This is a genomic window from Streptomyces sp. NPDC104096 (genome assembly GCF_055584385.1).
The window spans coordinates 49479-72169 of record NZ_JBVJMD010000048.1; the positions used below are offsets into that span (position 1 = coordinate 49479).

At 71.9% G+C, this 22691-nt stretch carries 22 protein-coding genes and 1 pseudogene; 13 read left to right on the forward strand and 10 right to left on the reverse strand.

Annotation, left to right across the window (positions count from 1 at the left end; all coding sequences use genetic code 11):
- The first annotated feature begins 259 nt into the window (after nt 1–259).
- Nucleotides 260–1015 (forward strand): SDR family oxidoreductase, encoded by a 756-nt coding sequence (locus tag ACZ60B_RS33520; protein WP_469393759.1) that lies wholly within the window; start codon nt 260–262, stop codon nt 1013–1015.
- A 62-nt stretch (nt 1016–1077) separates the two neighbouring features.
- Here ACZ60B_RS33520 and ACZ60B_RS33525 read toward each other — a convergent pair whose 3' ends face one another.
- The gene (locus ACZ60B_RS33525) at nt 1078–1335 is read right to left on the reverse strand and encodes a hypothetical protein (RefSeq protein WP_469393761.1); all 258 of its coding nucleotides are present in this window, start codon (nt 1333–1335) and stop codon (nt 1078–1080) included.
- The gene (locus tag ACZ60B_RS33530) at nt 1322–1633 is read right to left on the reverse strand and encodes a DUF6400 family protein (RefSeq protein WP_469393763.1); all 312 of its coding nucleotides are present in this window, start codon (nt 1631–1633) and stop codon (nt 1322–1324) included. Before ACZ60B_RS33530 ends, ACZ60B_RS33525 begins: the two co-directional genes overlap by 14 nt.
- A 24-nt stretch (nt 1634–1657) precedes the next feature.
- On the opposite strand from ACZ60B_RS33530, the pseudogene ACZ60B_RS33535 reads away from it, so the two are divergent.
- The 3 genes and pseudogenes from ACZ60B_RS33535 to ACZ60B_RS33545 all read left to right on the forward strand — a co-directional run.
- A pseudogene (locus ACZ60B_RS33535) lies at nt 1658–2029 on the forward strand (SDR family NAD(P)-dependent oxidoreductase); the annotation flags it as partial.
- 59 nt (nt 2030–2088) lie between these two features.
- A complete protein-coding gene (locus ACZ60B_RS33540; RefSeq protein WP_469393765.1) occupies nt 2089–2454 on the forward strand; it encodes a YciI family protein in 366 nt (121 codons plus the stop codon).
- A 77-nt stretch (nt 2455–2531) separates the two neighbouring features.
- Nucleotides 2532–3479, forward strand: a complete 948-nt coding sequence (locus ACZ60B_RS33545; protein WP_469393767.1) for an expansin EXLX1 family cellulose-binding protein — start codon at nt 2532–2534, stop codon at nt 3477–3479.
- Between the two features lie 70 nt (nt 3480–3549).
- Here the strand turns inward: ACZ60B_RS33545 and ACZ60B_RS33550 are convergent, their stop codons facing one another.
- On the reverse strand, nt 3550–4083 hold the full coding sequence (locus tag ACZ60B_RS33550) for a GNAT family N-acetyltransferase (protein WP_469393769.1): 534 nt from the start codon (nt 4081–4083) through the stop codon (nt 3550–3552).
- Between the two features lie 166 nt (nt 4084–4249).
- Here ACZ60B_RS33550 and ACZ60B_RS33555 point away from each other — a divergent pair, with 166 nt between their 5' ends.
- A complete protein-coding gene (locus tag ACZ60B_RS33555) occupies nt 4250–6088 on the forward strand; it encodes a glycoside hydrolase family 15 protein (RefSeq protein WP_469393771.1) in 1839 nt (612 codons plus the stop codon).
- Nucleotides 6089–6100: 12 nt separating this feature from the next.
- Here ACZ60B_RS33555 and ACZ60B_RS33560 read toward each other — a convergent pair whose 3' ends face one another.
- From ACZ60B_RS33560 to ACZ60B_RS33585, 6 genes are all read right to left on the reverse strand, one after another.
- Complete coding sequence (locus tag ACZ60B_RS33560) at nt 6101–7141, reverse strand: cytochrome d ubiquinol oxidase subunit II (RefSeq protein WP_469393773.1); 1041 nt, start codon at nt 7139–7141, stop codon at nt 6101–6103.
- A complete protein-coding gene (locus tag ACZ60B_RS33565) occupies nt 7138–8583 on the reverse strand; it encodes a cytochrome ubiquinol oxidase subunit I (RefSeq protein WP_469393775.1) in 1446 nt (481 codons plus the stop codon). Before ACZ60B_RS33565 ends, ACZ60B_RS33560 begins: the two co-directional genes overlap by 4 nt.
- Nucleotides 8584–8612: 29 nt before the next feature.
- Complete coding sequence (locus tag ACZ60B_RS33570) at nt 8613–9407, reverse strand: SDR family oxidoreductase (RefSeq protein WP_469393808.1); 795 nt, start codon at nt 9405–9407, stop codon at nt 8613–8615.
- A 292-nt stretch (nt 9408–9699) separates the two neighbouring features.
- Nucleotides 9700–11280: a GMC oxidoreductase gene (locus ACZ60B_RS33575; protein ID WP_469393777.1), complete on the reverse strand. Its 1581-nt coding sequence runs from the start codon at nt 11278–11280 to the stop codon at nt 9700–9702.
- A gap of 111 nt (nt 11281–11391) precedes the next feature.
- A complete protein-coding gene (locus tag ACZ60B_RS33580; protein ID WP_469393779.1) occupies nt 11392–12357 on the reverse strand; it encodes a cyclase family protein in 966 nt (321 codons plus the stop codon).
- Nucleotides 12358–12495: 138 nt separating this feature from the next.
- Nucleotides 12496–13275 (reverse strand): SDR family NAD(P)-dependent oxidoreductase, encoded by a 780-nt coding sequence (locus ACZ60B_RS33585; protein ID WP_469393781.1) that lies wholly within the window; start codon nt 13273–13275, stop codon nt 12496–12498.
- A gap of 430 nt (nt 13276–13705) precedes the next feature.
- Here ACZ60B_RS33585 and ACZ60B_RS33590 point away from each other — a divergent pair, with 430 nt between their 5' ends.
- The 4 genes from ACZ60B_RS33590 (at nt 13706) to ACZ60B_RS33605 (ending at nt 18201) form a co-directional block, all read left to right on the forward strand.
- Nucleotides 13706–14521 carry a maleylpyruvate isomerase family mycothiol-dependent enzyme gene (locus ACZ60B_RS33590; protein ID WP_469393810.1) on the forward strand — a complete coding sequence of 272 codons (816 nt, stop codon included), beginning with the start codon at nt 13706–13708 and terminating at the stop codon, nt 14519–14521.
- Nucleotides 14522–14711: 190 nt separating this feature from the next.
- The gene (locus tag ACZ60B_RS33595; protein ID WP_469393783.1) at nt 14712–15494 is read left to right on the forward strand and encodes a MerR family transcriptional regulator; all 783 of its coding nucleotides are present in this window, start codon (nt 14712–14714) and stop codon (nt 15492–15494) included.
- A gap of 282 nt (nt 15495–15776) precedes the next feature.
- A complete protein-coding gene (locus ACZ60B_RS33600) occupies nt 15777–16655 on the forward strand; it encodes a shikimate dehydrogenase (RefSeq protein WP_469393785.1) in 879 nt (292 codons plus the stop codon).
- Between the two features lie 598 nt (nt 16656–17253).
- A complete protein-coding gene (locus ACZ60B_RS33605) occupies nt 17254–18201 on the forward strand; it encodes an MHYT domain-containing protein (RefSeq protein ID WP_469393787.1) in 948 nt (315 codons plus the stop codon).
- Nucleotides 18202–18334: 133 nt separating this feature from the next.
- Here ACZ60B_RS33605 and ACZ60B_RS33610 read toward each other — a convergent pair whose 3' ends face one another.
- Nucleotides 18335–18904, reverse strand: a complete 570-nt coding sequence (locus ACZ60B_RS33610) for a hypothetical protein (protein WP_469393789.1) — start codon at nt 18902–18904, stop codon at nt 18335–18337.
- Nucleotides 18905–19107: 203 nt separating this feature from the next.
- Between ACZ60B_RS33610 and ACZ60B_RS33615 the strand changes: the two genes are divergently transcribed.
- The 4 genes from ACZ60B_RS33615 to ACZ60B_RS33630 form a co-directional block, all read left to right on the forward strand.
- Nucleotides 19108–19989: an oxygenase MpaB family protein gene (locus ACZ60B_RS33615; RefSeq protein ID WP_469393791.1), complete on the forward strand. Its 882-nt coding sequence runs from the start codon at nt 19108–19110 to the stop codon at nt 19987–19989.
- 43 nt (nt 19990–20032) lie between these two features.
- Nucleotides 20033–20791, forward strand: coding sequence for an SDR family oxidoreductase (locus ACZ60B_RS33620; RefSeq protein ID WP_469393793.1), 759 nt, complete (start codon nt 20033–20035; stop codon nt 20789–20791).
- A gap of 369 nt (nt 20792–21160) precedes the next feature.
- Nucleotides 21161–22105, forward strand: a complete 945-nt coding sequence (locus tag ACZ60B_RS33625) for a hypothetical protein (RefSeq protein WP_469393795.1) — start codon at nt 21161–21163, stop codon at nt 22103–22105.
- Between the two features lie 118 nt (nt 22106–22223).
- Nucleotides 22224–22691, forward strand: a 468-nt coding sequence (locus ACZ60B_RS33630; RefSeq protein ID WP_469393812.1) for a polysaccharide deacetylase family protein, incomplete at its 3' end; no start/stop codon positions are given.

The following is a 22691-nucleotide window of genomic DNA, read 5'->3' on the forward strand; positions in this document are numbered from 1 at the left end:
GGGGCTTGATCACGACGACCGCGCTGAGGCGGCTCACCTGCTTCTCCCGACCGATGCGCAAATCATGCATATCGGGATCTTTCGGGCAATCCTACGATGTCCGATGGTCGCGGTGAGGGAGGCTGCCGACACCGCACGGAGAGCGGCCCGCCCGGTCGGGACGGGGTGCCGCGCAGGTCGTGGGCGGGTCGGTGCGCAGGCGGTCGGCGGCCCGGAGCACGACAATGGACGCAGACCGGACGCCGGACGGGAGGCACGGATGACGGACCGCGACACCACCACGTACCGTCCGCCCGGCCTCGCCGGCCAGACCGTCGTGGTGATCGGAGCCAGTTCGGGGATCGGTCTGGAGACCGCCCGCAGGGTGCGTGCCGAGGGCGGGCGGCTGGTTCTGGTCGGCCGCAACCCCGAGCGGCTGCGGCAGGCCGAACTCGAACTCGAACCGCAGGACACGGCGGCGTTCGACGCCACCGACGACGTCCGCCTCGGGCAGTTCTTCGACGGTCTGTCCGAGCCGGTCGACCATGTCATGGTCACCGCGGGCGCACCCGGCTACCTGCCCCTGGCCGACATGGACCTCGACGCCGTCCGCCGGGACATCGCCGATCGCCTCGTCATGGCCCTCGGTGTCGCCCGGTACAGCCGGGACAGGGTCCGGGCCGGAGGCACGCTGCTGTTCATCGGCGGCACCGGCGGACGGCGGCCCGCCGTCGGCATGAGCGTCGTGTCCGCCATGACCGCCGCGCTGCCCGCCCTGGTCGCGAACCTCGCCCTGGAGATCGCGCCGATCCGGGTCAACCTCATCGCCGCCGGATTCGTCGACACGCCGTTGTCGGCGTCGCTGCTGGGCGATCAGCTGGAGTCCCGGCGCGAGGAGCTGCGCACCACGCTGCCCATCCGGCGGGTCGTCGGACCGGAGGACGTCGCCGCCCTGGCCGTACACCTCATGGTCAACGAGGCGCTCACCGGGGCGACGTACGACATCGACGGCGGCCAGCAGCTCCTGCCTCGCTGACCGCGAACCGGTGACCGCGGACTAGTGACCGCGTCACTCGTGCCGAACCGCCGATGCCCGCGTCACTCGTGCCGAAGGCCGCCGGTGATCCGGTCCGGCGCGGAACGGGTGGCTCCGAAGCCGGTCTCGTGCTCCCACACATGGGTGCACGACGGGCACTGGAGGTGGAGCACGCTGCCGGTGTGGGACAGGAGGTAGCGCCAGTGCGCCGAGCAGGTGCGGCCGTCCGCGCAGGTGTCGCACGCGCGATGGTCGGCGCACCTCGGGCAGGGCACCCAGGCCCTGCGTCCACGATCCGCCTGCGGATCAAGGGGCAGCACGGCCGTCTCCTCTGCGGGGAAGGACACCGGCCGAGACCAGGTCGTCGTACACGCGCCGCTGTTCTTCGTCGAGCCCGGAGTACAGCAGCGCGTACGCGGCCTCCTCGCCCTCCAGTGCCGCCACGGGGTCCCAGTCGGAGCCGAGGGCGTCCAGCACATGGGCGCGGCGCAGCATCTCGTGCGAGGTCAGGTCCACGGAGAAGTCGGCCAGGGCGGCGCTGTCCGGCGGACCCGCCTCGGGCCCGCGCGGCTCGGTGCCGTCCGGATCGTCGGGGATGTGAGGAACATGCGGGGACATGCCGCCGAACTTAGGTAGACCTTCATGGATTGGGCAAGGGCAGGTGGGGGACCTCACATCGAACCCGGCCGCGGCCGGGCGATCGCCCTGGCCTTCGCGGCCGAGGGGGCGCAGGTGGCGGTGACCGGCCGCAACCGCGAGCGCGGCGAGGAGACCTTCGACCGGATCCACGCGGTCAACGTGAAGGCCCCGTTCTTCCTGACCGCCGCGATCGCCCCCGCGATGATCGGGGCGGCCGGCGGCACGGTGATCGACCTGGGGTCGTGGATCGCCCGGCTCGCCATCCCGATCGGCTCCGTCCGCGCGTCCTCCAAGGGGGCGACGGAGACCCTCACCCGGACCTGGGCGGCCGAGTCCGGTCCCCACGGCGTCCGCGGCAACGCCATCTCGCCGGGTCGGAGTGGCGGACGCGCCGATCGACCGCGCTCGCCGGACCGCGCTGCCAGGATCGTGGCATGAAGTACATGGTGCTGATGTACGCCGATCCCGTCGCCACCGAGGCGATGACCCGGGCGGAGCGGGCCGATGTGTTCCGCAGACACGAAGCGCTCCACCAGGACCTCGCGGAAACCGGGGAGTTGCTCAACGGAGCCGGTCTCGCCTATCCGAGGGACACGACGACGATAAGGTGGCGGGGCGATGGATCCACCGTCGCGGACGGGCCGTTCGGCGCGACGGCCGAACAGCTGACGGCCTATTACGTGATCGACTGCGCGAGTCCGGAACGGGCCCGCGAGATCGCCGGACGTGTCCTCGACTTCCATGTCGTGGCGGTCGAGGTGCGGCCGGCCCACGACGCGTTCGGCATGGACGGGAGCTGATTCGTCCGGAAGGGCGGCAGCCTGTCCGTCCTTCGCGGCCGATGAGGGGCGCGACCGTGACTCGGACTTCCGAACGGATGGACATGAGGGCAACCAGGCGGGCCGCGCGCAGCCGCAGGCGCAGGGTCGGACTGACGGGTGGCGCGGTGCTGGCGCTGGTCGCCGTGGGCGTCCTCGTCCATCTGGTGACGGCGTCCCCGTCCGGCCCCGGCACGGACACCGGCCGGGCCGCGGCCACGCCCGCCGCCGACGCCCGTACGACCGTACCGGCCGCGACACCGTCGCCGACGGCATCGGCGACGGCGCGAACGTCCCCGAGCGCGACGGCTGCCGCGACCACCGAGGCCGCGGCCGCGGCACGGCCGTCGGCCACCGGCACCGGGCGGCCGGCGCCCGCCGAGGCCGTCCTCGCCGGACGGATCCGGCCCGGGACCCCCTACCGGGGCGTCGCCACGTCCTACGACGCCGGAGACGGTGACGGCGCCTGCCTCTTCGGGCCGGCCGACGACCTCATGGTCGCGGCGATGAACCACACCGACTACGAGTCGGCCCAGGCGTGCGGGGCGTATGTACGCGTCCGCACCAGCGGCGGCGCGTCCGTCACGGTCCGGATCGTCAACGAGTGCCCGCTGCCCTGCGCGCCCGGTCAACTCGACCTCAGCACACAGGCGTTCGCGAAACTCGCCGACCTCTCGGCCGGACGGATCCCGATCACCTGGGAGCTGGTGAGTCCCCGTGCGACCGGCACCCTCTCGCTCCGGTACAAGACCGGGTCCAGCCGCTATTGGTGCGCGATCCAGGTCATCGGCCACCGCAATCCCGTGGCCCGCCTGGAAACCCGTACGGCCGACGGCTGGCGGCGGTTGCCCCGGGCCGAGTACGACTACTTCCTCGCCGAGGACGGCGGCGGGTGCGGCGGCGCGATCCGGATCACCGACATCTACGGGGAGCAACTGACCGTCGAAGGGATCGCGTTGCGGCCGGACGCCGTACAGGCGACCCGGGTGCAGTTCGCCGCGCACTGACCGCCCCCGTTCCGCGACGCGGGCACCGGCCGGGCCGCCCGGTCGTCCCGTGCGGCCCGAGGGCGTGGTGTCAGTCCTGGTACTCGGTGAGGTCGATGCCGTACAGCCTCAGGTCGTGGCCGTGCACGGGGTCCTCGGTGACGCCCTCCGGTTGCATGCCGAGCTTGTCGAGCACGTTCGCGGACGCGGTGTCGCCGGTCCGGCAGACGGCGACGACCCGGTCGATGCCCCGGTCCTGAAGCGCGAACTCCAGTGCCGCGTGGGCGGCTTCGGAGGCGTACCCCTGCCCCCAGAACACCCGTCCGAGCCGCCAGCAGATCGCCACCTGGCCGGCCACCTCGGCCGGTGCGTCCGGTACGTACAGACCGACCGCACCGGCCAGTTCACCGGACCCGAGGAGCTCGACCGCGAAGATCCCGAAGCCTTCCTCGTCCCACTCCTCCTCCCAGTCCTCGATGTCCTGGGCGGTGCGGTCCAGGGAGCGCGGCACGCCGTCGTCGATCCAGCGCATCACCGCCGGATCGGCCTGGATCTCGGACAGGGGGACAAGGTCGTCGTCCAGCCATCGGCGCAGGACGAGACGGGGGGTACGGATCTCGCTCATGGCCCCATCCTGCCGACACCGGGACGCGAGTGCGAAACCGCGGTGCCCGTGGACCGGCGGCACAAGGAAGGCAGTGGTCACCGGGCCCGACGAGCCGGAGCAGGGCCCCCGGCCTACGCTGGTCGAGGCGGCGCGGCCGGGTGAGTCACACGGAAAGGGGCGCCCGATGGACGACTACCCGCTGATCGAGAATCACGGGCTCATCGGTGACCTGCAGACCGCGGCGCTGGTGACCACGGAGGGGGCGGTCGACTGGTTCTGTTCCCCACGGTTCGACTCGCCGAGCGTGTTCGGGGCGCTACTGGACAAGCGCAACGGCGGGCACTGCACGGTCCGGCCGGCGCACCCGACCCATTCGACCAAACAGTTGTACCTGCCCGACACCGCGATCCTGGTGACCCGGTTCATGACCGAGGCGGGCGCCGGTGAGGTGATCGACTTCATGCCGGTGACCGGCACGACGGCCACGCGCCATCACCGGCTGGTCCGCCTGGTCCGGTGCGTCCGCGGCACGATGACGTTCGACGTCGAGATCGCCCCACGGTTCGACTACGGGCGCAGCAGGCACGAGGCGCATCTCACCCAGCACGGAGCGGTCTTCGTCGCGGAGGACGGCGCGGAACTCACCGTGCACCCCATCCGGGAGCCGGACGACGAGCGGCTCTCGGACGTGCTGACGCACCGGGAAGGCGACCTTCAGGTCTCGTTCACCCTGGAGGCCGGACAGCAGCGCGGGCTGATCCTGGAGACGGGTGCCGAGGGGCCGCCGAGGGAGATCCGGCGCGCGGAACACGAACGGCTCTTCGAGGAGACGGCCGGGTTCTGGCGCTCCTGGCTGGCCCAGTCGCGCTACACCGGGCGCTGGCGCGAGGTGGTGGAACGCTCCGCGATCACGCTGAAGCTCATGACCTTCGCGCCCAGCGGCGGCCTGGTGGCCGCCCCGACGGCGGCGCTCCCCGAGCAACTGGGCGGCGAACGCAACTGGGACTACCGCTTCACCTGGATCCGGGACGCCTCCTTCTCCGTGTACGCCCTGCTGGGGCTCGGCTTCACGGAGGAGGCCAGGGCGTTCGTCCTCTGGCTGGGCGACCGGGTCAAGGAGCGCGCCGGCAGCGACGGGAGCACGGGTCCGCTCAACATCATGTACAAGGTCGACGGCTCCTCCGACCTGGACGAGCAGATCCTCGACCACTGGGAGGGCTACGGACGTTCCGCCCCGGTGCGGATCGGCAACGGCGCCGCCACCCAGCTCCAACTGGACATCTATGGCGAGGCGTTGGACAGCATCTACTTCGGGCACCAGCATGGCCTTGAGCTGGGGCACGGGGGATGGACCTCGCTGCGGACGGACCTGGAATGGCTGGCCGACCACTGGGACCAGGCGGAGGAGGGCATCTGGGAGACGCGCGGCGGCCGTCAGGACTTCACGTACGGCCGGGTGATGTCGTGGGTGGCCTTCGACCGCGCGGTGCGACTCGCCGACGCGAAAGGATGGCCGTCCGCGGCCGACCGCTGGAAGGCCGAGCGGGACGCCGTCTACGAGCAGGTCATGGCCAAGGGGTGGAGCGACGACCGGCGGGCCTTCGTCCAGCACTACGGCAGCGAGGTCCTGGACTCCTCGCTGCTGCGCATGGCGACGGTCGGATTCCTCACCCCCGTGGATCCGATGTGGGCGGCGACCCTGGACGCCATGGAGCAGGAACTGGTCAGCGACAGCCTGGTCTACCGGTACAACCCCGAGGCCTCGCCGGACGGTCTGCGCGGCTCGGAGGGCACCTTCTCGCTGTGCACGTTCATGTACGTCGACGCCCTGGCGCGCGCGGGACGCACGAACCGGGCGAGGCTGACGTTCGAGAAGATGATGGGGTACGCCAACCACCTGGGCCTGTACTCCGAGGAGATCGACCCGACGGGGCGTCAGCTCGGCAACTTCCCGCAGGCGTTCACCCATCTCGCCCTCATCGACTCGGCCCTCACCCTGGACGCGGCCCTCGACAAGAAGTAGTCCGGCGGTGGTTCAGGTCTCTTCGCCCGCGCCGTCGCGCCGCAGATCGGCGTCGGTCAGGCCCTCCAGCTCGCCGTGGGTGTCCAGCCAGTACAGCAGGGCGACCGCGGGGAAGACCAGCAGGACGGCGACGAGGGTGATCAGGCCCAGCCAGCGCAGCGTGGTGGGGGCGCCCGCGCCGTCGGCGACGGTCAGCGAGGTCGGGATCAGATAGGGGCGTTGCGCCATGCCCCAGGCGACGACGGCCGAGGCGACCACGCCGACCGCCGCGACCCGGGACCACGCTCCGGAGGGACGGACCAGCAGCCCTGCGGTGGCGAGCGTGGCCAGCACCGCCACGACGACGAAGAACAGCCCCGCACCGTGGGTGAGCCCGTGCCACACATGGGGCGCGTCCCCGTGGGTGACGAACAGGGTGACGACGGCGAGCACGGCGACCGCGGCGAGGGCGCCCAGGGCGCGTCGGCGGAAGTAGCGGTCCAGGTCCGGCGCGGCGAAGCGGCGGGCGTCCGCGGCGAGGAAGACGGCGCCGAGCGTCGCCGTGGCCGCGACGGCCATCAGACCGAACAGCAGGGAGGTGGGGTTGGCCCAGACGTCCGTGGACGCCGTCGTCGTCGCGGTCACCCGGCCCGAGGCCACCCCGCCGGCCGCGGCACCGAGGAAGAACGGCGTCAGCAGCGAGGAGACGGCGAACACCGCCCCGTACAGGCGCCGCCCGGCCAGCCGCCGGGCGGGCTTGCGCAGGGCGAAGCCGGCGCCGCGCAGCACGATGCCCACGGCGGCCAGCGCCAGCGGCAGCCACATCGTGGTGAAGACCTGCTGGAAGAAGACGGGGAAACCCGTCCACATGACGACCAGCACGAAGATCAGCCAGACGTTGTTGACCTCCCAGACCGGCTCCATCGCATGGTCGATCAGCCGGCGCGGGCGCTTGCCGCGCTCCGCGCCGCCCGCCGTCAGGTCCCAGAAGCCGGCGCCGTAGTCGGTGCCTCCGCCGCAGGCGTAGGCGGCGATCGCGAGCAGCAGGACGACGGCGATGACCCCCGCGATCACAGCCGGCTCCCGGCGGAGCGCGGCCCGTACGGCGTGTCCGTCTCCGGCACATCCCCCTCCGGTGTCTCCCGCGGCGGCCGCGGGCCGCCCCGCTCGTCGGCGAGCCGCCAGCGTGAGCGCATCCTGAGCAGCACCGCGAGCAGCGATCCGAAGATGAAGACGTACACGACGACGACCAGCCCGAACATGATCCACAGGCTGGTGGAGCGGGTGGCCGTCACCGCCTCGGCGACCCTCATGTTCTGGTAGACGATCCAGGGCTGGCGGCCCACCTCGGTGGTGATCCAGCCGCACTCGACGGCGACCACGGAGGCCACGCCCGCGCACGCCGCGCCACGGTAGAACCAGGGGGAGGCGGGCAGCCTTCGGCGCCGGAGCCACAGGACGCCGTACCACAGGGCGAGCAGGAGCAGCAGGGAGCCGATGCCGACCATGATGTCGAAGGTCCAGTGGACGATGGTGGCCTGGGTGGGCGTCGGCCGGTCGCTCGCGGGGACCGCCGTCAGTCCGGTGACCCGGGTGTCCGGGCGGAAGCCGGCCAGGACGGAGTCGAGCTGCGGGATCTTGATGCCGCCGGAGACCGTCCCGTCCGGGTGCAGTCGGCCGAACAGGTACTCCGGGACGTGGGTGTCGGTCTTCCAGACGATCTCCATGGCCGCGAACTTCACCGGCTGCTTGTGGAACACCTGCCGGGCGATGGAGTCTCCGAGCACGAACTGCACGGGCGTGCACACCGCGGCGAGCGTGAAGGGGACCGTGAAGCCGAGCCGGTGGTAGCGGTCCCGGCGGCCGCGCAGCCAGCCCGTGGCGTAGACGCCCGCCGTGACATAGCCCGCCGTGACGAACATCGCGAAGACGAAGTGCCAGTACTCCGGGCCGAACATGGGGGTGAAGATCGCCTTCCAGATCCGCACGTCCACCGGGTTGCCCGCGGAGTCGAGGGTGAAGCCCCGGGGGGTGTTCATCCAGGAGTTGGCGGCCAGGATGCCGAAGGCGCCGAGCAGGGCCACCAGCGGCAGGGGCAGCGCGAGCAGGAAGTGGGTCCGGGAGGGCAGCCTGCGCCAGCCGTAGAGGTAGACGGCGATGAGCACGGCCTCCAGGAAGAACGCCCACGCCTCGACGCCGAAGCCGATCCCGAACACATCACCCCACCGGCCCATCATCCCGGGCCACAGCAGCCCGAACTCGAAGGACAGCACCGTGCCGGTGACCACGCCGATCGCGAACTGCACCGCCATGACGGCCGACCACCGCCGGGCCAGGAGCAGCGCGGTGGCGTCGCCACGGCGCAGGCCGTAGCCGTGCATGACGAGCGTGATCAGCGGCAGCGCCACGCCCAGCGGCACCAGGATGATGTGGGAGGCCAAGGTGAAGGCCATCATCGACCTGGCCGGGAGCAACTGCGGCGGCGGGTCGGTCAGCCAGGTGAGCGTCGTGTGCATGTGTCTCCCGAGGACCGGTGCGCGGGCGGTCAGCCGCCGGTGGCGAAGCCCGGGAAGAGCGTCATCCCGCCGTCGACGTACAGGGTGGTGCCCACGACGTAGTCCATGAGGTCGCAGGCGAGGCCCACGGCCGCGTGGCCGATGTCCTCGGGATCGCCGATCCGGTCGTAGGGGATGAGCCGCAGCAGATCCCGCTGGGCCTCTGGCGTCTCCCAGGCGCTGCGGTTGATGGGGGTCCTGATGGCCCCGGGGGCGATCGCGTTCACCCGGATCTTCTTCGGGGCGAGCTCCTGGGCCAGGGTCTCCATCATCATCTGCACCCCGCCCTTGGAGGAGGCGTAGTTGACGTGCCCGGCCCAGGGGATGACCTGGTGCACCGAGCTCATGCAGATGATCTTCCCGGCCGCGCGCGACACCTCGGGCACGACTCCCCGCCGCAGGAACTCCTTCGTGGCCTCTCGGGCGCACAGGAACTGCCCGGTGAGATTGACGTCCAGGACCTTCTGCCACTGGGCGACGGTCATCTCGGTGAAGGGCGCGTCCCGTTGGAGTCCCGCGTTGGCGACCAGGATGTCGATCGTGCCGAACTCCCGGACCATCCGGTCCATCATGGCGACGACCTGCTGCTCGTCGGAGACGTCCGCCTCGTAGGCGGCGGCCCGGACCCCGAAGCCGGTGATCTCCTCGACCACCTTCTCCGCCTCGTCGCCGCCGGTCACGTAGTTGACCACGACATCGGCCCCCGCCCGGCCCAGCGCCACGGCCGTGGCCCGGCCGATACCGGAGTTCGCGCCGGTCACCAGCGCCTTCTGCCCTTGCAGCAGGTGGGCGAGGTTCACGCCCCGGGGTGTCCCCTCGGTGGAACTCACGATGTCCTGCCCCTTCGCCGCGTGCCTGCGTCCACCGGGCCTGGTGCCCGGAGATCCGCGCATCAGACAAGCACCGGGGAGAGACGGGGGCACGTCGGGGCGGACCGCGTTGCGCTGCCCGGCGGAGGATCTTCGCCCGGTCGGCGTCCGGGCGCCGCAGCCGCCTCGGCCCGGCCGTGCCGCGCGGTGGGCGGGTGTCGCTGCCGCCCGAGCCCCGGTCGCGCCGTGGGCGGGCGTCGATGCCGACTCAGCCCAGCCGCTCCAGCAGGTGGTCGCCCACCCGGAGGGCGTTCGCCATGGCCGTCAGCGACGGATTGACCGCGCCGATGCTCGGGAAGAAGCTGGTGTCGACGACGTAGAGGTTGTCCAGGTCGTGCGCCTTGCAGTCGACGTCGAGGGCCGAGGACGCCGGATCGGTGCCGAACCGCACCGTGCCGGCCTGGTGCGCGGTGGCACCGATGGGCATCCCCTTGTGCAGGTAGATGCTGTGGGACAGCAGCCGGTGCTCGTGCATGCCCAGCCGGCCGAGCATGCGCTGCAACTTGTGGCGCAGGCGCTCGAGACCTGCGGTGTTGTTGTCCTCGTCGAGGGTGAGCCGGATCTGCCCGTCGTCCTCCAGGGTCACCCGGTTGTCCGGTCGCGGCAGGTCCTCCCCGCACAGCCAGAAGTCGACGGCGTGATGGGCCAGGACCTCGAACGGCAGGTCCGGTGTGACCGCTCCCGCCCAGCGCGGGGCCTCGCCGTGGATCTGCTCGGCGTCCGACTTGCCGAGCATCTGGATCCCGCCGAGCGGGAACTCCCAGTCGTCCGCCCCCAGATACCAGTCGTGCAGGGCGAGGGTCTTCTGGAACTGGGTGTCGTTGGGCTCCTTCGAAATCGCCATCAGCGCGAGGTTGTTGTGGCGCATGTAGTGCCGGCCGACCACGTCGGAGCTGTTCGCCAGACCGCGCGGATGCCGGTCGTTCGCCGAAGCCAGCAGCAGCGCGGCCGAGTTGACGGCCCCGCACGCCACGACCACGACGTCCGCCGAGAACCGGGCCTCCCGCTCGTCCGGCAGCTCGGCGACCACGCCGGTGACGCTGCGTCCGGTGGGGTCGGTCTCCAGCCGGGTCACCCGGGCGTCGGTGACCAGCTCCACGTTCGGGTGCGTCAGCGCCGGTTCCACACAGATGACCTGGGCGTCCGACTTGGCCCGGACCAGACAGGGGAAGCCGTCCACGCGGTTGCAGCGGATGCAGACGCTGGAGTGGGTGGCCCGGCCGTTCTCGTCCTGGGTGAGGTTCACCCCGATCGGCAGATGGAAGGGGTGCAGCCCCTGCTTCTCCAGGTCCAGGCTCAACTGCGCGATCCGCGGCTCGTGTTCGACCGGGGGATAGGCGTACTGGGCGCTGCACGGCCCCTCCCCGGGGTCCTCGCCGTGCCGGCCGTGCACCAGATAGAGGTGCTCCGCCTGGGTGTAGTACGGCTCCAGGTCGTCGTAACCGATGGGCCAGGCGGGGGAGATGCCGTCATGGTGGCGGAGTTCGCCGAAGTCCTCGGGACGCAGCCGGAACAGCGCCGCGCCGTAGAACTTGGTGTTCCCGCCGACGTAGTAGTTCACCTCCGGCGGGAACTCGTCGCCGTGCCGGTCCAGCCAGAACTCCGGGGCCCGGTACTTGCCCTTCACGAACACGGCCGTGGAGTCCCAGTTGTCGCGCTCGCGCGGCAGATAGCCGCCGCGTTCGAGGACCAGGATCCGTTTGCCCGAGGGGGCCAGGCGATGGGCCAGCGTGCCGCCGCCGGCACCGGTGCCGATGACGATGACGTCGTACGGGGGCAGGGCGTCCATGGCAACCACCGTCCTTGTCGGCGCGGTCCGCGGCCGGTGCGGATCTCCCTCCCTCGAACGTACGCGCCGTACGGGAGTGCGGCACCCGGAGCCGCCTGGGCACCCGAGAGGTCACAGCACGGCGATCGGGTTCACCGGGGAGCCGGTGGCCGCCGGGAGCCGCAGCGGGGCGACCACGCACAGGAAGTGCCCGCGCTCCTGCTGCTCGCACACCGCCGCCAGCTCCTCGAGGTCGAGCCAGTCCAGCAGATGCAGCCCCATGGCGTTCACGGCCAGCACGTGCACGGGAAACGCCACCCCGGCCACCGTGCTGGGGGCCGCGTCGCTGTTGCCGTCCGACCCCAGGACGGACACGCCCCGCTCGGCCAGGAAGTCCATCGCCGTCGGATGCAGGCCCGCCCGGGCCCGTGTCACGTCCCAGGGGCCGAGACTGCGCCGCCGCAGCCGGTGCCCCACGCGCACGAACAGCAGGTCACCCGGTCCGACCGTGGTGCGCTGCGCGGTCTCGGCCGCGACGAGGTCCTCGGCGGTCACCTGGTCGCCGGGTTCGAGCCAGGGCACCCCGCGCAGCCGCGGGACGTCCAGGAGGACGCCCCGGCCGACGATGCCGTCCCGGACCAGATCGACACCGAGCGCGCCCGCACCCTCCGGTGTCACGGTGCTCGCCGGGACGCCGCCGTACAGCTCGCCGTCGAAGATCACGTGGCACAGCGCGTCGAGGTGGCTGTCGACGTCGTCGTGCACGTTCATGGCGAACCGGTCGCGGGCGAACACGAGCCCGGACGTGTCGCTCGCGTCGTGCGTGGGAGCCGTCATCCGGTGGGACGCGGGCTCGGGGCAGTCCGGGGCGTCGTGCGTCTCGACGGTGGCGGCCAGCGAGACGGTGCGGCCGCACCGGACCTCCGCGGCGGCCGCCACCACCCGCTCCGCCGTCAGCCGGTCCAGCGCGCCACGCCGTCCCTCCGTACCGCCCCGGGCCCCGCCCCGCAACCGGTGGTACAGGTCACGGAAGGCCGCCTCGGACAGCGGCGGCGGTGCCGCGGGACGCGGTGGTACGGGCTGCCGGTCCGAGGCCATCGGGAACTCCTCCTCAGGAGGGCGGCCGCGCCCGGACGTCCGGGCGGCTCCTGCCGACACCGAACCACGCGAAGGCCCGGACCACACGCCGGGCACGGGCGACTTGCGCCGATCGGCCGAACCTCCGTGGCGCCGGGCTCAGTGGACGGAGAGGCCGCCGTCGACGAAGATCGACTGCCCGGTGACATAGCCGGACGCGGGCCCGGCGAGGAACACCGCCGCACCGGCGAAGTCCTCGGCCAGACCGTTGCGTCCGACCATCGTGCGCGCGGCCAGTTCCGCCACCCGCTCCGGGTCGGAGGACAGCCGTGCGTTGAGCGGGGTCATGACGAAGCCGGGCACCAGCGTGTTGGCGGTGACTCCGTACGGCGACCAGGCCTCGGCCTGGGAGCGGGCCAGCGACTCCAACGCGCCCTTGGAGACCCCGTAGGCGCCGCTCTGCACGAACGCCCGGTGCGCCTGCTGGGAGGTGACATGGATGATCCGCCCGAAACCCCGCTCGGCCATGCCGGGCCCGAACCGCTGTCCCAGCAGAAAGGGCGCCTCCAGGTTCACCGCCATCGTGGCGTCCCACACCTCCTCGCCCAGCTCGTCCATCGGCGGCCGCAGATTGATCCCGGCGCTGTTGACGAGAATGTCCGGCTCGCCGAAGACCGCGGCCGCCCGCTCCGCCGCCGCGCGCACCCCCTCGCGGGTGCCCAGGTCCGCGCCCACCCAGGCCGCCCGGCAGCCGTCCGCAGTCAACTCGTCGACCGTGGCGGCCAGTTCCGACTCTCTGCGGGCCACGACCACCACACTCGCGCCGGCTCGGGCCAGCGCCCCGGCGATACCCCGGCCGATGCCGGAGCTGCCGCCCGTCACCACGGCGACCCGGCCGTCCAGCGAGAACAGATCGGAGAGATAGCGGTACGAACTCATGCCCGCACCCTAGGGCCTGTCCGGCGGATCAAGTCGCAGGAAAGCGGCGATGCCCCATCAGCCCGGGTGAGCGGGGTCTGGTGCGTCCAGATGCAAGGCGGAGGAGGGAGTCGACGCGGTGGGGGCACCTCCCGGCCGAAGGCTGGGGGATGTCGGCGAGTGACGACAACGCCGCAGCTGGGCGTGCCAGACCCCGCGTCTGCGGCATGATCCGCCGGACAGGCCCTAAGGGCTGTCCCGCGCCGGCGTCGGGCCGCCCGCGAGCCGGACGCCGCCGGACCTCTCCTCGGTCCGCGTCCCCCTGCCCGCGTGTCTTGTCGCGGCCGCCGTCGCCTGGTCTACTCCCCGGTGACGCGTCATGCGTGCGCCCCACCGGTCGCGCCCGCACACGGCACAGCGCGAGATCGAGGACGGGAACGGCGTGGAACCAGTGGCTGGGCAGGACGTACGAGGCACGCTGCCCGAGGGGCTCGGCGCGGCCATCCGGGACACCGCCGAGGAGATCGCCGCGCTGCTGCGCGGGGGCGCGGACACGGGGCTTCCCATACCGGGGGCGGAGTGGAGCGTCGGGCAGGCGGCGGCGCACCTGGCGCAGGCCAACGAACTGATGGCCGACATCGCAGCAGGACGTCCGCGCGGCTACGGGGACGGCACACCGCAGAGCCTCGCCGCGGCCAACGAGCAGGCGCTCGCCGCCTTCGACGAGCGCCGGGCCGAGCCGCTGGCCGCGATGATCGTCGCGACCGCCGACGCCTACCTCGAGCTGTGGGACGAGGGCACCGCGGCCGAGGGGACCCTCGTCAGCCCGCTGGGCCCGATGACCCCCCAGGTGCTGGGGTCGTACCTGCTCACCCACATGCTCGGCCACGGCTACGACCTCGCCCGCGCCCTGGGCCGTCCGCACATGGTCGACCGGGCCCGGGTCGAGCTGACCCTGCCGTTCCTCCTCACGGCCATGCCGCGGGTGACCGACCCCGCCCGCACGGCCGGGCTGACCGCCCGCTACGCGATCCGGCTGTGGAGCGGCGGCCGCTTCGGTGTGTCCCTGTCCGACGGCGAGGTGTCCGTCGAGCCGGGGCTGCCGGACCGCCCGGACTGCACCATCCACATCGAGCCGGTCACCTTCCTGCTGATGGCCCTCGGCCGACGCGAGCAGTGGGGGGCACTCGCCCGGGGGCGGATCCTGGTGTGGGGCCGCAAGCCCTGGCTGGCACCCCGTTTCCCGACGCTCTTCAAGGCGCCCTGAGACCGGCGTCGAAGCCGCCCCCGGTTCAGGTCTTCCAGCCGCCCCGGTACCGGGTTCCGCGACGTCCCGGGGCTCGGCGGCGGTCTTCTCCGCGGTGCGGGGACGAAGTCTCCCATGTCCCGAATCGGGTTCTTCCCCGGTTCGGCTGAACAACCATTGAGACTTCTGAGAACTTTGTGATCCTGCGGTCATGTTGGAAGACTCAAAACCGGTGATCACTTTGCGACCATCCGATCTCGCCCGCGAACACGGGCTCTCGGCCCAGGCGGTCCGCAACTACGAACGGGAGGGGTTCATCCCGCCGGCCGGGCGCACGCAGAGCGGATACCGGATCTACACCGAGCTGCACGTGGCGGCGCTGCGCGTCTATCTCTCCCTGATTCCGGGATACGGCTACTCGGCCGGCGGCCGGATCATGAACGCACTCCACGACGACGAGCTCGACGGCGCCCTGACGATCATCGACCGCGGGCACGGTCAGTTGCTGCGCGACCGCGACACCCTCGACGCCGTCAGGAGGGCGGTGGACCATCTCACGGCGGAGTCCGACGCCGGCCCGCGGCACTTGTCGGACCCCGTCCCCCGGACCATCGGCGCACTCGCGCGCCGGCTCGGTGTCACCCCGGCCACCCTGCGCAACTGGGAGGACGTCGGCATCCTCACCCCCGCGCGCGACCCGGCCAGCGGATACCGCGTCTTCCGGCCGAGCGACATACGCGATGCCGAACTCGCCCATCTCCTGCGGCGCGGGGGATACCCGCTGGACCACATCTCCACCGTGGTCCAGCAGATCCGCACGGCCGACGGCAGGGACTCCCTGTCCAGCGCCCTGGACGACTGGCACCTCCGGCTGCGGGCGCGCGGCCTGGCCATGCTCGACGCGGCCTCTCATCTCACCCACTATCTGAGCCTGTTGAGCACGGGTCTGGACCCGGTGCTCGCCGCGCCGGGCACCACCCGGAACACGGGCTGAACCCGGGGCGCCGACGCGTTGTCCGCGGAGCGTCGGCGGATGCCTGGCGCAGGGCGGATGCTGACGACCCGTCCGCGCCGCTCTCCCCGCCCGGCCGACCGGAACGGCCGGGTTCCCCGCGCGCCGGGCCGGGGTCGTCGCCCGCATCCGGCCGGAGCCGTCACCCGTGCCGGGCCGGAGCCGTCACCCGTGCCGGGCCGGGCTTGTCGCGGTACTTCCCGCGGCGCACCCGTCCTGATATGGATAACGAACTAGTTCGTACATTACTCGCGTGGAGTCGCCGTGACCCAGTACTCCTACCTCGTCGGACTCGTCGGTATCGACATAGGCCACTCGCTCAGCCCCCAGCTCCACGAGTCCGAAGCCGACCGGCACGGTGTGCGCTACCTCTATCGGCTGCTCGACGCCGGCTCCAAGCCGACGAGCGGGCACGACCTGCACGAACTGCTCCGTGCCTGCCGTGACTGCGGCTTCTCGGGGCTGAACGTCACCCACCCCTTCAAGCAGCTCGTCATGCCCCATCTCGACGGGCTGGCTCCGACGACCGTACGCGCCGGCGCCGTCAACACCGTCGTCTTCACCCCGGACCGGCGGGCGGTCGGCCACAACACCGACCTCGCCGGGTTCTCCGAGGCGTTCGCCCGCGGACTTCCCGACGCGCGCCTCGACCAGGTGGTGCTGCTCGGCGCGGGAGGCGCCGGCGCGGCCGTCGCCCACGCCCTGCTCGACCGGGGAGCGCGGCACCTCCATGTCGTGGACCCGCTCCGGGACCGTGCCGTCGCCCTGGCCGAGGCGCTCAACGAGCACAGCGGCCGGGAGCGGGCCCGGGCCGTCCCGGCCGAGGCGCTGGAGGCGGTGATGGGGGAAGCGGACGGGCTCGTCAACGCCTCACCCGTCGGCTCCGTCCACCACCCCCGACTGCCGCTCGCGGCCCGGCTGCTGCACCCGCGGCTGTGGCTGGCCGACCTGAACTACCGCCCCCTGCGCACCCCTCTGCTGAGGGCCGGCGGCGCGCAGGGCTCCCGGGTGCTGCACGGCGGCGGCATGCTGGTGCACCAGGCGGCCCACGCGTTCCGCCTCGTCACCGGCCTGCCCGCGCACACCGCGCACATGCTGGCCGACTTCGCCGACCTGACGGCGGACCCGCACGCCCACGCCTGACGCGCCGCCCGGAGCCGTTCAGGACCAAGAGACCGAGTGGGTCGAGTAGATGTGAAATCCCCGTCAAGGGGAGCAAACGGTCATGAGGTGTGAGTCCGTACGAGTCGGCTTTCTGGGGGCATTCGTCTTATCGCGTGGCACTGTTGACCCGCGTCGAACACGGAACACGGGGATCGATCCGGCCGGACGAGGACAAACGCCTCCAGTGGTCCGCGTGTCGATTCGGCGAACCGGGGGTGAGGGGTGGGAGACGGGTGAAAGGCGTGTGTTTAACTTGTAAACACATCGGACAGGTGGGGCGCACGGATCGTCCGGCGCCGGTGCTCTGACTCCCCGTCAGAGCCCTCGCGCGACGCAGTGCGCACCCGGCCTGACCGACCCACGACGCGGCCGGCGACAACCGCCGACCGAACCCGGTCGGGTGCCGCCGCGCGTGCTGGTGTCCCGGCCGTCCCGATCGCAGTGATCGGGCAGCGGTCCCGGGCCCGTCGCGGCTCCGGGACGCCGGGCGGAGCGGTCGCACAGCAGCACCGTGCCGACGCACCCGCCGTCCGGCTCACCGCAGCCCTGTGCCACCACGCAGTTGAAGGAACACCTCATGACCGCAGACGTCTCCAATTTCTACTACGGCGCCGTGACACCCATCGCGGCGTACGTCATGGCCTGCATGGGGGCCGCGCTGGGACTGCGATGCACGACACGCTCGCTGGGGCGCTCGGACCGCAAGGCCAACTGGCTGGCGCTGGGTTCCGTGGCGATCGGCTGCGGCATCTGGACGATGCACTTCATCGCCATGATCGGATTCAGCGTCGGCGGCGCGCTGGTCAGCTACGACTCCGGACTCACCCTCCTCAGCCTCGCCGTCGCGATCGCCGTCGTGGCCGTCGGTGTGTTCCTCGTCGGTTACCGCGGTGCGTCGCGCTCCAACCTCGCGGTCGCGGGAACCGTCACCGGCGTCGGCGTGGCGGCGATGCACTACCTCGGCATGGCGGCCATGGACGCCCACGGCACCATCAACTACGACGCGATGACCGTCGTGCTGTCCGTCGTCATCGCCGTCGTCGCCGCGACGGCGGCCCTGTGGGCGGCCGTCTCCATCCAGCGACTCTGGTCCACCCTGGGCGCGAGCCTGGTGATGGGAGTCGCCGTCACCGGTATGCACTACACCGGCATGGCCGCGGTCTCCGTCCACGTCGACGGCGTCATCGACTCCTCGCAGTCGTCCACGAGCCTGCTCGGGTTCCTCCTGCTCATGCTGGTCGGCCCCTTCATCGTCCTGCTGGTCGCGGCGGTGATCGTGATGTTCGACCCCGACATGATGGTCGGCACCGAGGAGCAGCCGACCTATGTGTCGGCGCCCGCGTACGAGGTGCCGCAGGCCTTCGAGGTGTCCCAGTGGCAGCCGCGGCAGCCGTCGCAGCCGCAGTCGTACGAGGTGCCCGGGTCGCAGCCGCCGGCCCACGAGGCGCCGCAGCCGCACTACGCGGACTCCGCCGCCCCGGCCGCGGGCGACAGCCGCCCCGAGGGGTCCTACGCGTCCTGGTGACCCGGCCGTGCCGGGAGACGCAAGGCCGACCACACACGTGGTCGGCCTTGCGTGACGTTCCGGAGGCGGACCTCCGCGGCCGGGCGCGCGCCCGGCCGCGGAGGTCCGTGCCGGTCGTACGCCGGTCCGGTGATCAGTGGGCGCGCCCGGTCGGTCCGCCGGCCCGGTCGAGCTCGTCGGCGAAGGCGCGCAGCGCGTCGGCCAGTTCCCGCTTCGTGGGGAGCTGGTCGACCTTTCTGTCGAGTTCCGTGACGCGTCGTTCGAGTTCGGCCAGGTCGCTCGGTGCGGAGGGCTCGCCCGAGGTGGTGGGCTCGGGGTAGACCGTGGGGTCGTCCGGAGTCGTGGACGTCGGTGTCACACCGCCCGCCACGCCTCCGGTGCTCGAGCCGTCGGACGTGCCGCCGCCGATGTCCTCGCTGCTGCCGTCACTCGTGTTGTCGGTGCCGCCGCTGACCCCGACGCTGCCGCCGACGGTGTCCTCGACGGGCTCGACCGGGCTCGACAGGGAGGGGACGGGACCGGAGCCGTCGTCCGAGCCCGCGGCGAGGGCGACGCCGACGCTGAGGGCGACCAGGGCGGTCGCCCCCGCCACGGCGGCCAGAAAGCGTCTGAGCGGGGCGGAACGGAGCCCGCCGGGCAGGTGATGAGGGGTCTGAGCGTCCTGGGGGTGCTGACGGTCCTGAGGGTTCTGAGTCTCAGCCATGGGGTGACGTTAACCAGCGGTAATCGCCGGACGGAGGGCTTCCGTGGATACCGCTCCCGCCCGCTCCGGAGCGGGCGGGACGGGCGGGACCGATGGTGCTTGCCGTGTCACGAGATAAAGAAGTGATAAATGTTTCCCGATGGCCCGCTCCGGGCAACACGGAGAGGCGGAGGCGCCAGGACCGCTCTGCCGAGGTGAGGACCGTGACCGACACGGAAGCCAGGACCGCCCGCGGGGAACCGGACCCGCTCACTCCGCAGACGATCCTCTGGGACATCGCAGGTGACCGCCGTCTGCTGTTCTCGCTGCCCGCAGGCTTCGTCCTCCAGGTCGCACACCCGGCGGTCGGCGCGGGCGTCGACGAGCACTCCGTGTTCCGCACCGACCCCTGGGGGCGCCTCGACCGGTCCCTGGAGTCGCTCCAGCTCTGGATCTACGGCGGTGAGCGCGCCGCCGAGGAGGGGCGCCGACTGCGCCGGTTGCACCGCGCCATCAACGGCACCGACACCCGGGGCCGCCCCTACCACGCACTCACGCCCGCCTGCTACGCCTGGGTCCACGCGACCGCGTACCCCGTCTTCCTGCGTGCCGCCCGGTATCTCTCACGGCCTCTGACTCCCGCCGAGAGCCGCCGTCTCTACGACGAACTCCGGCAGCTCGGACGCATCCTCGGCATCAAGGACCGCGACATGCCGGAGAGCCCCGAGGAGTACTGGACGTACTTCGACGCGATGGTCCGCGACGAACTGGAGATGACGCCGGTGGCGCGGGAACTCCTCGACCCGCGCCGCCCCGTCCCCGCGCCCCCGGGCGCGTCCGCCCCCGTACGACTGCTGTGGCCGGTGCTCCATCCACCGCTGACCCGGCTGCGCGTGTTCGTCACCGTCGGCCTGCTGCCGCCCGTGGCGCGTGACCGTCTCGGCCTGGCGTGGACGCCCTGGGACGAACGCCTGCTGCGCGGGTTCGGCGCGGTCGTGCGCACCCTCTTCCCGCTGCTGCCCGAGCGGGTCCGCTACCTGCCCATCGGCTACGCGGCACGCCGCGCGGCGCACCCCGACCGCCCGCGCCGGAGGCGTCGTCGGTGACACCGGACGGCGACGGGCGGTGAACCCGACGAAAGGAACGGACATGAAGATCGCGGTTCTCGGCGGTACGGGTCTGATCGGCTCACGGGTGGTCGCCCGGCTGAAGGCGCAGGGCCACGAGGCGACGGCGCTCTCCCTGTCCACGGGAGTGGACGTCCTCACCGGCGAAGGGCTGGCCGCCGCGCTCGCGGAGGCCGAGGTGGTCGTCAACCTGACGAACTCGCCCACCTTCGACGAAGCCTCACCGGAGTTCTTCCGTACGTCGATGGGCAATCTGCTGGAGGCGAGCCGCGCGGCGGGCGTCGGACATGTGGTGGTGCTGTCCATCGTGGGCGCGGACGAGGTGCCCGAGCTGGACTACTACCGGGCGAAGGTCCTTCAGGAGGATCTGCTCAAGGACGGCGGTCTGCCGTACTCCGTCGTACGGGCCACGCAGTTCATGGAGTTCGTCGACGCCGTGCTGTCCTGGACCACGGACGGCGAGACCGTCCGGCTGCCCAGCACCCCGCTCCAGCCCATCGCCGCCGCGGACGTCGCGGCCGCGGTGGCCGACGTCGCCGTGGGCGCGCCGCTCAACGGCACCCTGAACGTCGCGGGTCCCGAGGTCTTCCCCCTCGACGAGCTGGGGAGTCTCACCCTCGCGGCCGAGGGCGGAGCGGGCCAGGTCGTCACCGACGACACCGCCGGGATGTTCTCCGTGCCCAAGGGTGATGTCCTGACCGCGCCGGAGGGCTCCCGCATCGCCCCCACGCACTACCGGGACTGGATGGCCTCCCGGGCGGACCGGGCGACGCAGGGCTGAACGGCCCTCCCCGTTCCCGGCCCCCGTTGCCGCCCTCTGCTCCTGTCCTCTTCCATCACCGTTGTCGGTTCTGTCAGAACATGCAGTGCTTTGTCATGATCAGGCGCCTTTGCGGCCTGTTTTGCGGGTCCGTTGCCGCCCGTTGTGCGACAAGTTCCTGCCAGGGTCAGTTTTTAGACACCTTTGAACATCCGTTACTGTTCACTCCTCGAACATAAACTGCACGCTTCGTACGCGTGAGCTAGGTTTAGCGTCCAGCGTCAGGTAGACGGGGATGCTCGGGGCAGGCGGGGGCCTGGTGCGGCCGAGGTGCGCTCGGAATTGTCCGCACATCCATGACAATTCCGGTGGGGGATGGGGTACGTGAACATGTGGCGGAAAGACGCCGTATCCGAAGAGGCGATCGATGCGTCCGGGGTCGAAGTCGACCCGGTCGACCGGAGCGGAGTCGACGGCCGGAGCGACACGGCCGAGACCCGGACGCTCCGGGCGGACCTGAACAAGTCCGGGCAGTCGGCTCCTGAGACGGTCGCCCTGCCGAACAGCCGGGCGCCGCGCCACCCGTTCGCGGGTCCGGGTCTCGCTCCGGCCCCGGCTCGGACTCGGGACTCGGCCCGGACGAAGGTCCAGGCCGCGATTCCGGCCCAGGCCCAGGCCCCGGTCCAGGAATCGGACGAACCGCTCAACGACCCGCACGAACTCACCGTGCAGATGTCCGCCGTCGGTTGGCCGGCCACCGAGAGCACCTCCGTGATCGGCCGTCCCGACGACCTCGACAGCACCGGCAGCCCCGTCTTCGTCGACGAGTCGGGCCGCCGCAGCCGTGTGCTGCGCCGACTGGGCATGGCCATTGGCGTGTCCTGTGCCGTCTACTCGGTCGTCATCGTCGCCACCCTGCTCTCCGGCAGTTCGAGCGCGCCCTGGCTGCCCGTGCCCGCACAGGACGACGACGCGCCCGTGAGCCAGGTCGATCCGTCGTCGGTGCCGTCGCAGTCCGCGGAGCCCTCGGATCCGGCCGATGCCGCCCCGACCGCCGAAGTGACGCAGGGCATCGCCTCGGAAGCGTCCTCGGGTGCCGGCACCGTGACATCTCCCGCCACCTCGCGCCCGACCGAGCCGACGGCGTCCTCGAAGCTCGAGCCGTCGGCGCGGACGACGCACGACACCTCGGGCTCCACGGTGACCACGGCCCCCGCCGCCCCGTCGCACCCCACCACTCCCTCGCCCACCGCCAGTGCGTCCGCCACCGGTGAGAGCAGCCCGTCGCCGACCGGCGCGGACGTCCTCGGACTCGGCACGCTCGTCGGCGGCTAGGGCGGGTTTCGAAAGTCCCGCCGGGCCCGCCCCGCGGGCGCACGACGCTGCTTTCGAAACGCTCCCCGGAACCCCGCGACGCCTGTCCTCCGACACCTCCGCGTGCCCCGTCATTCCTCTGTCCCCTGGAGCACCACTTCCGATGCCAACCCCTGACCGCCGTGGCCGGCTCGCGGCCGCGGCCCGCGCCGGTGCCCGGCGCCGTCTGCCCCTGCGCCTGCTGCTGCCCGTGCTCGTCCTGGTCGCCATGATGGCGATGCTGATGCTGCGCGGCTACGTGCACAGCGAGATCCTGGCCGATCACCGGATCCAGCCCGAGGCCGCGTCCGACCGGGTCCCCGAGGAGATCCTGGACGGCGGCCCGGTGATCGACACCCGCAGCGGCCGTGCCACGAGCCTGCGCGTGCCCGACCACCGTCTGGTCCTGACCTTCGACGACGGCCCCGACCCGACCTGGACCCCCAAGGTCCTGGACGTGCTCAAGAAGCACCACGCGCACGCCGTGTTCTTCGTCACCGGCACCATGGCCTCCCGCTACCCGGACCTGGTCCAGCGCATGGTCGACGAGGGGCACGAGGTCGGTCTG